Source organism: Micromonospora sp. NBC_00330, from assembly GCF_036136635.1.
Lineage (GTDB): Bacteria > Actinomycetota > Actinomycetes > Mycobacteriales > Micromonosporaceae > Micromonospora > Micromonospora salmantinae.
In genome coordinates, this window is sequence record NZ_CP108012.1 from 7,082,881 (window position 1) to 7,096,271 (window position 13,391).

Annotated in this window: 13 protein-coding genes; 10 read left to right on the plus strand and 3 right to left on the minus strand. The window is 71.9% G+C overall.

Annotation, left to right across the window (positions count from 1 at the left end; translation table 11 throughout):
* Positions 1-21: 21 nt before the first annotated feature.
* Positions 22-918 (minus strand): phosphatase domain-containing protein, encoded by an 897-nt coding sequence (locus tag OG598_RS32385; RefSeq protein WP_328652347.1) that lies wholly within the window; start codon positions 916-918, stop codon positions 22-24.
* Between the two features lie 273 nt (positions 919-1,191).
* Here OG598_RS32385 and rpmE point away from each other — a divergent pair, with 273 nt between their 5' ends.
* Both rpmE and prfA read left to right on the plus strand, forming a co-directional pair.
* Positions 1,192-1,416 (plus strand): 50S ribosomal protein L31, encoded by a 225-nt coding sequence (gene rpmE / locus OG598_RS32390; protein WP_030333150.1) that lies wholly within the window; start codon positions 1,192-1,194, stop codon positions 1,414-1,416.
* Positions 1,417-1,549: 133 nt separating this feature from the next.
* Entirely contained in the window at positions 1,550-2,638 is a 1,089-nt protein-coding gene (gene prfA / locus OG598_RS32395; RefSeq protein WP_328652348.1) for a peptide chain release factor 1, read from the plus strand.
* Between the two features lie 94 nt (positions 2,639-2,732).
* Here the strand turns inward: prfA and OG598_RS32400 are convergent, their stop codons facing one another.
* Positions 2,733-4,277 (minus strand): GGDEF domain-containing protein, encoded by a 1,545-nt coding sequence (locus OG598_RS32400; protein WP_328652349.1) that lies wholly within the window; start codon positions 4,275-4,277, stop codon positions 2,733-2,735.
* A gap of 73 nt (positions 4,278-4,350) precedes the next feature.
* Here OG598_RS32400 and prmC point away from each other — a divergent pair, with 73 nt between their 5' ends.
* From prmC to OG598_RS32420, 4 genes are all read left to right on the plus strand, one after another.
* Complete coding sequence (gene prmC, locus OG598_RS32405) at positions 4,351-5,298, plus strand: peptide chain release factor N(5)-glutamine methyltransferase (RefSeq protein ID WP_328652350.1); 948 nt, start codon at positions 4,351-4,353, stop codon at positions 5,296-5,298.
* Positions 5,298-5,945, plus strand: coding sequence for an L-threonylcarbamoyladenylate synthase (locus OG598_RS32410; protein WP_091406475.1), 648 nt, complete (start codon positions 5,298-5,300; stop codon positions 5,943-5,945). Before prmC ends, OG598_RS32410 begins: the two co-directional genes overlap by 1 nt.
* Positions 5,946-6,557 (plus strand): arsenate reductase/protein-tyrosine-phosphatase family protein, encoded by a 612-nt coding sequence (locus OG598_RS32415; protein WP_328652351.1) that lies wholly within the window; start codon positions 5,946-5,948, stop codon positions 6,555-6,557. It abuts the gene before it with no gap.
* Positions 6,558-6,663: 106 nt separating this feature from the next.
* A complete protein-coding gene (locus OG598_RS32420; protein WP_328652352.1) occupies positions 6,664-8,775 on the plus strand; it encodes a transglycosylase domain-containing protein in 2,112 nt (703 codons plus the stop codon).
* A 158-nt stretch (positions 8,776-8,933) separates the two neighbouring features.
* On the opposite strand, the gene OG598_RS32425 is transcribed toward OG598_RS32420, so the two are convergent.
* Positions 8,934-10,394, minus strand: coding sequence for an SDR family oxidoreductase (locus tag OG598_RS32425; protein ID WP_328652353.1), 1,461 nt, complete (start codon positions 10,392-10,394; stop codon positions 8,934-8,936).
* Positions 10,395-10,429: 35 nt separating this feature from the next.
* Between OG598_RS32425 and glyA the strand changes: the two genes are divergently transcribed.
* From glyA to atpB, 4 genes are all read left to right on the plus strand, one after another.
* A complete protein-coding gene (gene glyA / locus OG598_RS32430; RefSeq protein WP_328652354.1) occupies positions 10,430-11,719 on the plus strand; it encodes a serine hydroxymethyltransferase in 1,290 nt (429 codons plus the stop codon).
* Positions 11,712-12,137, plus strand: a complete 426-nt coding sequence (locus OG598_RS32435) for a hypothetical protein (protein ID WP_328652355.1) — start codon at positions 11,712-11,714, stop codon at positions 12,135-12,137. Before glyA ends, OG598_RS32435 begins: the two co-directional genes overlap by 8 nt.
* 181 nt (positions 12,138-12,318) lie before the next feature.
* Positions 12,319-12,555 (plus strand): AtpZ/AtpI family protein, encoded by a 237-nt coding sequence (locus tag OG598_RS32440; RefSeq protein WP_091405894.1) that lies wholly within the window; start codon positions 12,319-12,321, stop codon positions 12,553-12,555.
* Between the two features lie 11 nt (positions 12,556-12,566).
* The gene (atpB, locus tag OG598_RS32445) at positions 12,567-13,364 is read left to right on the plus strand and encodes a F0F1 ATP synthase subunit A (protein ID WP_112584020.1); all 798 of its coding nucleotides are present in this window, start codon (positions 12,567-12,569) and stop codon (positions 13,362-13,364) included.
* Positions 13,365-13,391 lie beyond the last annotated feature (27 nt).

Sequence of the window (13,391 nt, forward strand, 5' to 3'; positions counted from 1 at the left end):
GCGGGGGCCCGTCCGGCCACCTCAGAAGTCGCCGTCGGCCACCTGGAAGACGGTGAGGCCGAGGGATCGCCACATCTGGACCACCTGGACGCGGTCGTCGAAGACACCGGCCACCCGGTAACGGTCCCGGATCTCCCGGTCGTAGATCTCCCGCTTGACGATCGAGTCCTTCCGGGAATCGCCGACGGCCCGCAGGTGCAGGCCCAGGTAGGGCACTCGGACGTGTCGGGCCAGCCACGCCTCGGTGGCCGCGCGGGCGGAGGCGTCCCGCCCGGAGCAGAAGACCACCCCGTAGCCGGCGGCGTGCATCGCCCGGACCGCCGCGATCACCGCCGTGTTCGGCTGGTCCTGGCCCACCCTGGTCATGTCGTACGGGCTACGGGAGACGGCCAGCGCGACGGTGCCGTCGATGTCCACCAGGACGATCTCCGGTGGCTCGGCCGACGGCGGGTGCACCACGGCGGGGCGTCCGGTGCGGGCCTGCGGCACCAGCAACGGCAACTCCCGCCCCTGGAGGTACCGCTCGTGCAGCCGGCGGATCGCGTCCGCGCCGACCTGATCGGCGGCCGGGCGGGCGGCGTCGCGGCGCAGGCACTCGTCCAGCGGCACGTCGGTGAAGTCGTGCACCTCGAAGTCCGCGCCGTGGCGGGCGGCCAGCTCGGCCCAGTCACGCAGCGTCCGTGAGCGCAGGTTGGTGTCGTCCACGCAGACGTCCGCGCGGGCCCGCAGCAACGCCTCGACCTGGGCCCGCTGCACGGCGGTCACCTGCGCCTCGGCCCACTGGGTGAACAACCGTTCACCGTGCAGCATCCGGCGCAGATCGTCCCGGTTGACCCGCGCCACTGACGGTTGGAGCGTGCGGGCGAACGTCGTCTTGCCCGAGGCGGGCAGTCCCCGGGTGGCGATCAGGCGGGTCATCGACGCACCTCCGGCTCGACGGGCGTACCCCGGCCGGGGTACCTGGCGGCGGTCCGCCGGGTGCGCGAATGCCCCGCCGGGCGGCGGGAATGCGGACGGGTAGGCACGTGTTGACGATGCCGGACGAGGTGTGCGGCCCGATTACCGGGTCGGCTCAGGCCCATGGCACACTGGTCAATCGGCCACCGGTTCCGGTTCACGCCCGAGCCCGTCGCGTACGGCGCGACGAGCGATGACGGCGACCCGGCGACCACCAACGAGAGGACCGAGGCGATGAAGGCAAACATCCACCCGGAGTACGTGACCACCGAGGTCAGCTGCTCCTGTGGCAACACGTTCACGACCCGCAGCACCGCCAAGGGCGGGGCGATCCACGCCGAGACCTGCAGCGCCTGCCACCCGTTCTACACCGGTAAGCAGCGCGTTCTCGACACCGCCGGCCGGGTCGCGAAGTTCCAGCAGAAGTACGCCAAGGTTCAGGCCAAGAAGGCCAAGTAACTCCTCGTTCGGCGCCCGCGTCCGGTTTTTCACCGGACGCGGGCGCCGTCCGCGTTTTCCTCCACTTCCGCCCGGCCGTTGGCCTCCCGGCCCCGGCCCGGTCGTCGCGCACCGTCGAAGGAGCATCCGCAGCATGAGCAGCGAGCGTCTGGCCGGCCTTCTCGACGAGTACGCGGAGCTGGAGAAGCGGTTGGCCGATCCGGCCATCCACGCCGACCAGGCCACCGCGCGCAGGGTCGGTCGCCGGTACGCCGAGCTGGTGCCGCTGCACAAGGCCGCCGACGAGTTGGAGCAGGCCCGCGCCGATCTGGCCGCGGCTCGCGAGCTGGCCGCCGAGGACCCGTCCTTCGGGGCCGAGGCGGACGCCATCGCCGGGTCCCTGCCGGTGCTCGAGGAGCGGCTCGCCGAGCTGCTCATTCCGCGCGACCCGCACGACGCCAAGGACGTGATCGTCGAGATCAAGGCCGGTGAGGGCGGCGAGGAGTCTGCGCTGTTCGCCGGTGACCTGCTGCGGATGTACACCCGCTACGCCGAGCGGCACGGCTGGGTCACCGAGGTGATCGACGCGCAGGACTCCGACCTCGGCGGGGTCAAGGACGTCTCCCTGGCGATCAAGACCAAGGGTGTGCCGGACGGCGGCAACGGCGTCTGGTCGCGGCTCAAGTGGGAGGGCGGCGTGCACCGGGTGCAGCGTGTTCCGGTGACCGAGTCGCAGGGCCGGATCCACACCAGCGCCGCCGGGGTGCTGGTGCTGCCGGAGGCCGAGGACGTCGACGTCACCATCGACCAGAACGAACTGCGCATCGACGTGTTCCGCTCGTCCGGCCCGGGTGGCCAGTCGGTGAACACCACCGACTCGGCGGTGCGGATCACCCACCTGCCGACCGGCATCGTCGTCTCCTGCCAGAACGAGAAGTCCCAGTTGCAGAACCGGGAGCAGGCGATGCGGATCCTGCGGGCCCGGCTGCTCGCCGCCGCCCAGGAGCAGGCCGACGCCGCCGCCTCGGACGCGCGCAAGGCGCAGGTGCGCACCGTGGACCGCTCGGAGCGGATCCGCACCTACAACTACCCGCAGAACCGGATCACCGATCACCGGATCGGCTACACCGCGTACAACCTGGATCTGGCGCTCGGCGGCGAGCTGGACGGGGTGCTGGACGCCCTCACCGAGGCCGACCGGGCCGCCCGGCTCGCCGGTGACACCGAGCTGACCCGCCGCTGACCGCGGCCACCGAGCTGACCCGCCGCTGACCGCGGCCACCGAGCTGACCCGCCGCTGACCGCGGCCACCGAGCTGACCCGCCGCCGGCCGGGGGTCAGCTCGCGCGGGGGCGGGTCTTGGCGCGGAGCATCTCGCGGTCGGCCTGCTCGAACGCGACGCTGAGCGCGTCGCGCAGCCCGCTGCCACCGGAGACCTCGGCGAAGCCGATGCTGACCCCGACCGGGGTGCCCGGGACCAACGACTCCCAGTCCTCCAGGCGGACCGCGGCCTCGATCCGGCGGGCCACCTCGGCGGCCTCGGTCATGCCGGTGTCCGGCAGCACCACCACGAATTCGTCACCGCCGTAGCGGGCCACGAAGTCGCCCCGGCGCATCACCCGGTTGATCACGCCGGCGATGCGTTGCAGCACCAGGTCGCCCGAGTGGTGCCCGTGCCGGGTGTTTACCGCCTTGAAGCCGTCCAGGTCGCAGACGCCGATCACCACTCGATCGCCACGGGTGACCACTGCCGTGATGTAGCGCTCCAGCCGGCGGCGGTTGGGCAGCCCGGTGAGCGGGTCGGTCAACGCCTCGCCCTCGAAGCGCGCCGCCTCGCGGCGCATCTCCTCGTGGTCGATGCGGGCGGCGATGCCGTCGATGTAGACGTCGCGCAGCCGGTCGTTGCGCTGCGCGGCGAGCCGGAACGCCAGCCGGTCGGCCCGGTGCGCCGCCAGGTGGTCCCCGGCGCGGGTCAACGCGATGCTGCGCAGTCGGGCCGGCTCGGCCGCCCCGAGCGTCTCGTTGGAGACCTGGACGGTGTCCAGTCTGGCGACCGCCTCGATCGGCCGGCCGTCGGCGACGGCGAGGCACACCTGCCCGAGCTGACGCAGGTCGCGGGCGCGGGCGCTGTCTCCGCCGTGGGTGATCAAACGGGCCGGCTCGGGGCCTTCGGTCGCCACCTGATCGCCGAGCGCCGCCTGTCGGGCCGCCGCGTAGCCGTACGCGGCGAGGCTGCTCGGGCGTAGCTGCCCGGCCCGCCCGGCGCGGACGAAGCGGGTCAGGTCGGCGGCCACGTCCCGGAGCACCCGCAGACAACCGTCGCTGTCGCCGTTGTGGTCCAGGGCCACGGCGTTGCGCAGCCGGATGCCCGGCGCGGCGAACGTCTCCTCCGGGATCCCGGCGGTCAGCCCGAGCTGCCGCGCCCGTTCGATGGCGCCCAGGGCGTACCCGTGGAAGCTGAGGTAGCTGTAGGCCATGGCCAGGTCGTGCCAGCCCCAGGCGGTGTCCCGGTCCGGGTCGGCGACGGCGCCCAGCGCCCGGGCGGCCCGGACGAGGTGCATGACGCAGCGGTCCAGTGCGCCCTGGTGGTGCGCGGCGAGCGCGGCCAGCGCGTTGAGGTGACCGTGCAGATAGGGCTCGGCGAGGTCGCGGACCGCCGCCGACGCCTCTTCGATGGCCCTGGTGAACTCCGCGGTCCGACCGAGATTGATCAGCGCGGAGAGGCGCTGCACCATCGCGTCCGCTCGCGCCGCCGGGTCGTTGGTGGTGCGGATCACACGCTCCAACAGGACGTACGCCTCCGCGGAGCGACTGGCCTCCTGCAACGCCCGGGCGCGCGTCAGGGCGTCAACCTGGTCATCGACCCGGTCGAGCCAGCCCACCCGCCAACCTCCTGTCGTGCGCGCCTGGGCGCACCTGTTCGTCACGCCGCCCGCGACGCTTCATGATTATGTCGTGAGTACTTTGCCGCAACACCCCCCCGAAGGGACAGGCCCCATCCGGCCGTCCGCCGCGGTGGCCCGAGCGGCCCGCGCGCTCGCCGCCGCCGGGGTCGGCTCCGCCCGGGTGGAGGCCGAGTTGCTGGCGGCGTACGTGCTCGGGGTTTCCCGGGGTCGGTTGGCCCTCGCCGACGACCTGAGCGACGACCAGCTGGTGCGGCTCGACGAGTTGACGCGCCGCCGCGCCGCGCGCGAGCCGTTGCAGCACCTGACCGGTCGGGCCGGGTTCCGGCACCTGGAGCTGTCGGTCGGCCCGGGTGTCTTCGTGCCCCGGCCGGAGACGGAGCTGTTGGCCGGCTGGGGTGTCGAGCAGGCCCAGGGCCGACCCGACCCGGTGGTGGTCGACCTGTGCAGCGGCTCGGGCGCGATCGCGCTGGCGGTGGCTCAGGAGCTGCCGGGAGCGCGGGTGATCGCTGTGGAGCGGTCCCCGGCGGCGCTGGCCTGGCTGCGGCGCAACGCGGCGGAGCGCGCCGCGGCGGGGGACCGCCCGATCGAGGTGGTCGAGGCCGATGTGACGGCGCCGGACCTGCTGGCCGAGCTGGTGGGCCGGGTGGACGTGCTGCTCTGCAACCCTCCGTACGTGCCGGACGACGTGGTGGTCCCGCCGGAGGTGGCCGGGCACGACCCGGCGGAGGCGGTCTTCGGCGGCGCTGACGGTCTGGTGGTGATCCGGCCGGTCGTCGCCCGGGCTGCGGTGCTGTTGCGCCCGGGGGGCGTGTTCGGCGTCGAGCACGACGACACCCACGGCGCGGCGGTGCCCGAGCTGCTCGCTCAGGACGGCGGCTTCACCGCTGTGACGGAGCATCTGGACCTCACCGGGCGTCCCCGCTACGCGACCGCGTCCCGACGGGCGGACGGCCAGCACGCCCCGATCGGGGCGGCGTGGCAGACTGACTCCTCGTGATGCTCTACGACTGCCGGTCGCCCGCCGATCGGGACCGCGGCATCGCTGCGGCGATCGAGGCGGTCAAGAACGGCGAGCTGGTCGTTCTTCCGACGGACACCGTGTATGGGATCGGCGCTGACGCGTTCACCCCGTACGCGGTGAAGGCGCTGCTCGATGCCAAGGGCCGGGGTCGGCAGATGCCGCCGCCGGTGCTGATCGGCTCGCGGCACACCCTCGACGGGTTGGTCTTCTCGCTGCCCACTGCCGCACGGGACCTCGTGGAGGCGTTCTGGCCGGGTGCCCTGACGATCGTGGTCGAGCACTCGCCGAGCCTCCAGTGGGACCTGGGCGACAAGACCGGCACCGTGGCGGTGCGGATGCCGCTGCACCCGGTGGCGTTGGAGGTGCTGCGCGAGACCGGCCCGATGGCGGTCTCGTCGGCCAACAAGACCGGCCAGCCGGCAGCGGTCACCGCCGACGAGGCGCGTGACCAGCTCAGCTACTCGGTGCGGGCCTATCTGGAGGCCGGCCCCTGCCCGGACCCGGTGCCCAGCACGATCGTGGATCTGACCGGTGAGGTGCCGCAGCTGTTGCGGGCCGGGGCGATCCCGCTGGAGAAGCTGCGCGACGTGGTTCCGGATCTCGTCGACGGTCGGGCGGTCTGAGTGCCCCCGTTCACTGTTCTGCACGTCTGCATGGGCAACATCTGCCGCTCGCCGATGGCGGAGCGGCTGCTGGCCCTGGCGGTGCGGGAGCGGCTGACCCGGCGTTCGCAGGACCCGGCCCAGGCCGAGGAGTTGGTGCACAGCCACAGCGCCGGCACGGGTGGTTGGCACGCGGGCGAGGAGATGAACCCGCCGGCGGCACGGCAGGTCACCGGCCGTGGTGGGGACGTGGCGGGGTTCGCCGCGCGCAAGCTGCGCTCGGACCACATCGACGCCGCCGACCTGGTCCTGACCGCCACCGCCGACCAGCAGGAGTACGTGGTGGCGCTTCGTCCGGACGCGGCGGCCCGCACGTTCGTGCTGGGCGAGTTCGGCCGGCTGCTGGCCGCTGTGGACGCCGCAGCGCTGCCGCCGGGTGACGCCACCCCGGAGGCCGTCTACGCCCGGGGGATGGCCCTGGTGGCCGCGGCTCACGACGCGCGGCTGGGCGCTTCGGCGCTGGCCACCGATGATCTGGACGACCCGTGGGGTCGTGGCGACCAGTGCTTCAGCCGGGTCGCCGACGAGATCGAGGAGACGGTCCACCCGCTGGCCGCCGCGCTGCTGCCCTGAGCGTGGTGCGAGTTTCCTCCGGGTTTGGGGAAAACCCAGGGCTAAAGGGGCGTTCCGGGTCATTCTGAACGGGTCCTAGCGTGACCGGCTCCTGCGGGGAGAGCTGATGATCCGGGCCCAACTCGACAAACTGCTGACCGTGGTGATCGCCGGAGTGCTGGCCGGGTTGGTGCTGGCCGCCGCAGCCCTACCCGCGGCCCTGGTCTTCGGGATCGGCTTCAGCGCCCTGTCGACGCCGTACTCGGAGCTGCCGAACACACTCCGGACGCCGCCCACCGCGCAGCGCTCCAACCTCTACGCCAACGACGGCACCACGCTGATCACCTCCTTCTACCAGGAGGACCGGGTGGACGTGCCGCTGCACGAGGTGGCTCCGGTGATGCGCCGGGCGATAGTGGCCGCCGAGGACGTCCGGTTCTACCAGCACAGCGGGGTCGACCTGCGGGGCGTGGTGCGCGCGTTCACTGTCAACAAGCGCGACGGCCAGACCCGGCAGGGCGCCTCGACGCTGACCATGCAGTACGTCCGCAACGTGCTCAGCAACGACCCTCGGCTGACCGAGGCGCAGCGGGACGCCGCCACCGAACTCACCACCGTCCGCAAACTCCAGGAGATGCGGTACGCGCTCGCGTTGGAGCGGGAACTGGACAAGGACGAGATCCTGACCCGCTACCTCAACATCGCCTACTTCGGCGCCGGGGCGTACGGCATCGCGGCGGCCAGCAAGCGGTACTTCTCCCGGTCCCCGGCCGAGCTGACCCTGGCCCAGGCGGCACTGCTCGCCGGTCTGGTGCGTTCGCCGGACAGCGACGATCCGATCAACGGCGACGCCGACAGCGCGGTGGCCCGGCGGTCGTACGTGTTGGAGCGGCTGGTGGAGACGGGGCAGGTGCCGGCGGACGCGGCGGCGGCGGCACGCGCCGAACCGTTGCAACTGCGGCCCAGCGAGACCCCGAACGACTGCACGGGCGTACCCGACGCGCACAACGACTGGGGCTTCTTCTGCGACTGGTTCACCCGCTGGTGGAGCAGCCAGTCCGCGTTCGGTGCGACAGCCGACGAGCGGCAGCGCGTCCTGCGCCGGGGCGGCTTCTCCATCGTGTCGTCGCTGGACCCGGGGGTGCAGCGGGCGACCACCGAGCAGGTGCTGAAGATCTATCCGACGACCAGGGCCGAGGCGGCGCCCACCGCTGTGGTGCAACCGGGCACCGGGCGGGTGCTGGCGATGTCGGTGAACCGCGCCTACAGCGTGGCGGACAACCCGGTCGGGCAGAAGAACCGCCCGAACACCGTCAACCAGTTGATCGCCGGCGGCGGCGCGATCGAGGGGTACCAGGGCGGCTCGACGTTCAAGCTCTTCACCCTGCTGGCCGCGCTGGAGTCCGGCCTGCCGCTGTCGACCGACTTCGTGGCGCCGACCCAGTTGCTCACCCGCTTCCCGGTGACCGGGGGGGCGAGCTGCGACGGACGGTGGTGCCCGGCGAACGCCAGCCCGTCGTCGATGGACGGCCCCCGCACCATGTGGAGCGCGTTCGGCCGCTCGGTGAACACGTACTTCGCCTGGCTCACCGAGAAGGTCGGCGCCGACCGGGTGGTGGAGATGGCCGAGCGGCTCGGCATCGTGCTGCGGGCCGAGTCCGACGCCAAGCTGGCCCGCTACGGCGCGAAGGACTGGGGTCCGTTCACCCTGGGCGTGGCCGCGACCACCCCGCTGGACCTGGCCAGCGCGTACGCCACTGTGGCGGCCGAGGGGACCTGGTGTGCGCCGCTGCCGGTGGTCTCGATCACCGACTCGGGCGGCCGGCCGGTCGACGCCGCCAAGCCGGACTGCCGACAGGTGCTCGACCCCGACGTGGCGCGGGCGGCCACCGACGCCGCCCGCTGCCCGGTCGGTGACCAGTCGATGTACGGGCGCTGCGACGGCGCCACCGCACCCGGGTTGCGGGCGAAGCTCGGCCGCCCGGTGGCGGGCAAGACCGGCAGCTCGGAGCGGTACGAGACGGAGACGGTGGTGGCGTTCACGCCGCAGCTCGCGGTTGCCTCGATGGCCGCGAACCCGGACGACCCGCGGGACGCGGTCGGTCAGGCGGTGCAGGCCCAGCTGGTGAACGCGGTCGGTGAGGTGCTCGCCTTCGCCCTGCGCGACCAACCGGTCCGCGACTTCGTCCCGCCGAGCGGACGAACCGCCTTCCAAACCCAACCCCAAGCCGGCAACTGACCTCCACCCCGCGCTACCTACCCCGCCCCACCCCGCCGATCTTGCACTTTCTGTTGCGACAAAAGGTGCTGAGGCCCGCAAATCGGCAACACAAAGTGCAAGATCGCGGGGAGCGGGGAGCGGGGAGCGGGGAGCGGGGAGCGGGGAGCGGCGAGCGGTCAGGGGGTTTGTTCGGCGTTGCGGGCTATGTTGCGGGCCATGCCGCCGAAGACCACCGCGTGGAACGGGGCCACCGACTTCCAGTAGGCGTGCCCCGGCAGGCCCCGGGGCAGGAAGACGGCGCGCTGCTGGTAGCGGCTGCGGCCGTCGTCGGCAGGCACCACCCGCATCTCCAGCCAGGCCCGGCCGGGTAGCCGCATCTCGGCGCGCAGTCGCAGCAGCTCGCCCGGGACGATCTCCTCGACCCGCCAGAAGTCCAGCGCCTCACCGACCTGGAGGCGGTGCGGGTCGCGTCGACCCCGTCGCAGCCCGACCCCGCCGACGAGCCGGTCCAGCCAGCCCCGGATCGACCAGGCGAGGGGGAACGAGTACCAGCCGTGTTCGCCGCCGACGCCTTCGACGACTCGCCAGAGCGCCGCTGGTGGCGCGTCCACCGCCCGCTCCCGGACATCGGTGTAGGCGGTGCCACCGGACCACACCGGGTCGGTGGGCAGTGGCTCGGCGGGCGCGTCCGGGCCGCTCGCGGTGGACCAGCGGGTCTCCACCTGGGCGTCGCGCACCTTGGCCAGCGCCAGCGCCACCGCGTCGTCGAAGCCGGTCAGCCCGCCGGGCGGGTCCGGGACGTAGCGGGCGATGTCGTGTTCGTCCGCTACCGCCTCCTGGATCAGGCTCTCCACCAGCGGACGGGCGATCTTGTTCGGCACCGGGGTGATCAGACCGACCCAGTGCGAGGAGAGCGACGGGGTGAGCACCCGGACCGGCACGATGATCCGCCGGCGCAGCCCGGCCACCCGGGCGTAGCGCTGCATCATCTCGCGGAAGGTGAGCACGTCCGGCCCGCCGATGTCGAAGCCCCGGTTGACCTCCTCCGGCAGGGCGGTGCAGCCGACCAGGTAGCTCAGCACGTCGCGGACGGCGATCGGTTGGATCCGGTTGCGCACCCAGCGTGGCGTGATCATGGCGGGTAGCCGCTCGGTCAGGTACCGCAGCATCTCGAACGACGCCGAACCGGAGCCGATGATCACCGCGGCGCGGAGCACCGCCGTGGGCACCCCGCTGGCCAGCAGGATCCGGCCCACCTCGGCCCGGGAGCGCAGGTGCGGCGAGGGGACCGCGTCGGTCGCCGGCAACGGGCCGCCCAGGTAGACGATCCGCCGTACGCCGGCCGCGCGCGCCGCCGCCGCGAAGTTGGTCGCCGCCGTTCGGTCGACCGCCTCGAAGTCGGACCGGCCCAGCGAGTGCACCAGGAAGTACGCGACGTCCACGTCGGCGAACGCGGTGGGCAGCGTCTCCGGTCGACTCAGGTCTCCCTCGACGATTTCGGCCGCCGAGGCCCAGGGCACGTCGCGTAGCCGCACCGCCTTGCGGGCGAGGCAGCGCACTGTGTGTCCGTCGGCGAGCAGCAGCGGCGTCAGCCGCCCGCCGATGTAGCCGGTCGCTCCGGTGACGAGGCATCTCACAGGTCTCAGTCTGCGGCCCCCTAGACTCGTTCGCTGTGGAGACCGAGACGAGCACCTTCTGGGGGCCGGATTTCGCGCAGCTCAGGGCCACCGACCCGGAGATCGCCGCTGTGGTCCTCGGCGAGTTGGACCGGTTGCGCGGTGGCCTGCAGCTCATCGCCAGCGAGAACCTGACCTCGCCGGCGGTGCTGGCCGCGCTCGGTTCGACGCTGACCAACAAGTACGCCGAGGGTTACCCGGGTCGGCGCTACTACGGCGGCTGCGCCGAGGTGGACCGGGCCGAGGAGATCGGCATCGCCCGGGCCAAGGAGCTGTTCGGGGCCGAGCACGCCAACCTCCAGCCGCACTCCGGGGCGAGCGCCAACCTGGCCGCGTACGCCGCGTTGGTGCAGCCGGGGGACACGGTGCTGGCGATGGACCTGCCGCACGGCGGGCACCTCACCCACGGCAGCCGGGTGAACTTCTCCGGCAAGTGGTTCCACCCGGTCGGCTACCCGGTCCGGCCGGACACCGAGCAGATCGACTACGACGAGGTACGGGATCTGGCGCGGGCGCACCGACCCAAGCTGATCATCTGTGGGGCCACCGCGTACCCGCGCCTGATCGACTTCGCGCGGTTCCGGGAGATCGCCGACGAGGTCGGCGCGTACCTGATGGTGGACGCGGCGCACTTCATCGGCCTGGTCGCCGGTCGGGCGATCCCGTCCCCGGTGCCGTACGCCGACGTCGTCTGCGCCACCACCCACAAGGTGCTGCGCGGGCCACGCGGCGGCATGATCCTGTGCCGTGAGTCGCTGGCCCAGCGGATCGACAAGGCGGTCTTCCCGTTCACCCAGGGCGGCCCGCTGATGCACGCGGTAGCGGCCAAGGCGGTCGCGCTGCGCGAGGCCGCCCAGCCGGAGTTCCAGACGTACGCCCGGCAGGTGGTCAGCAACGCCCAGGCGCTCGCCGCCGGGCTGGCCGACGAGGGGATGCGCCCGGTGTCCGGTGGCACCGACACCCACCTCGCCCTGATCGACCTGCGGGAGCTGGGTGTGACCGGCACCGAGGCCGAGCGCCGCTGCGACGCCGCGTCGATCACCCTGAACAAGAACGCCATCCCGTACGACCCGCAGCCGCCGATGGTGGCCTCCGGCATCCGGGTGGGCACACCGAGCGTCACCACGCAGGGGATGCGCGAGGGGGAACTGCGCCAGGTGGCGACGCTGATCGCTCGTGCGGTGCGCACCGATCCCGGTGCTCCGGGCGGGGCTGACGAGTTGACCCGGCTCGGTGCCGAGGTGTCCGAGCTGGTCGCGGCGTTCCCGGCGTACCCCCGTGGCTGAGCCCGGGCTGGTCGAGCCGGACACCGACCGGCGGTGGCGGCTGCGGCACCTGCCGGTGCTGTTGGGCGCGTCGGCGGCGCTCGCTGCGGTCGCCGCAGTGGTGGGCGGGGTGACCGGCGGTGTGACGGCCGCGCTCGGCGCGGCGGCCGGCGTGGGCGTCACGGTGCTCAGCTACACCCTCACCACAGTGGTGTTGGCGCGGGCCGACCAGGTCAACCCGCAGTTGCTGCTGCCGCTCGGGGTGGGCCTGTACGTGTTGAAGTTCAGTCTGCTGGGTGTGGTGCTGGTGGCGGTGGCGTCGACCGGTTGGCCCGGTTTGATCCCTCTCTGCCTCGGCATCGTCGCCGGGGTGGCAGTGTGGACAGCGGTGCACCTCTGGTGGCTGACCACGGTGCACGCTCGCCGGCCGCGCGGCTGACCTGGCGGTCGTCCCAACCAGCGGACGCGCCGCAATGTGTCGGCCTCCGGTCATTTTCCGACGGGCGGAAGGGGAGTAGCGTGCCCACAGACGACGGCGCCCACGAGAAGCCCACACAACGACGGTTGTGCGGGGGGTGAGGCACAGCCTCGTCTTCCCGGCTGATATCGTTCGCCCCGTCATGGCTGGTGACCAAACCCCCCGTCCCGCCGGTGAACCGGACGATTATCCGTCCGGCGCCGGTCAGGGTTGGACCGCGCTCAGCTACCTCATCGGAGGAATGCTCGTGTGGGGTTTCATCGGCTGGCTGGTCGACCAGTGGCTCGATACCGGTGGCGTCGCCACCGGGATCGGCGTCGTGCTCGGCGTGACCGGGGGGATCATCCTCGTCGTCCGTCGGCTCGGCACGCCTACTTAGGAAGGGACACGGTGTTCGGACAGGCGAACGTTCTGGCAGCGGGCCAGGCGGCATTCCCACCCAGTGTGGACGACTTCTACCTGCCCGCGATCGTGCCCTGGGGTGTGGAGAACGCCCCGTGGTTCACCAAGTTCACGCTGATGATCTGGGTCGCGGTCGGCTTCCTGATCATCTTCTTCCTGGCGACCTATCGGAACCCGAAGTTGGTGCCGACCAAGAAGCAGTGGTTCGCCGAGTCGATCTACGGCTTCGTCCGGAACAACATCTCGGTCGACATGATCGGTCACCAGGGCGTGCGGTTCGCTCCCTACTTCACGACGTTGTTCTGCTTCGTGTTGGTGACGAACGCGTTCGCGATCATTCCGCTCTTCCAGATCTCGCCGAACTCGCACATCGCCTTCCCGGCGATCCTCGCGGTGATCAGCTACGTGCTGTTCAACTACATCGGCATCCGGCACCACGGCTTCGGCAAATACTTCAAGCACGCCCTGATCCCCCCGGCACCGTGGTACATCCTGCCGCTGCTGATCCCGATCGAGGCGTTCTCGACCTTCATCATCCGGCCGTTCTCGCTGGCCGTCCGTCTCTTCGCGAACATGTTCGCCGGCCACATGCTCCTGCTGGTCTTCACGCTCGGCGGCTTCGCGATGCTCAACGCCAACGCCTGGCTGGCGCCGATCTCGGTGGTCTCCTGGGTGATGACAGTGGCGCTGACCCTCCTCGAAGCGCTGGTCATCGTCCTGCAGGCCTACGTCTTCACCGTGCTGAGCGCCAGCTACATCCAGGGCGCGCTCGCCGAAGAGCACTGATCCACGCACCAACCGTTGTCGTCCCGC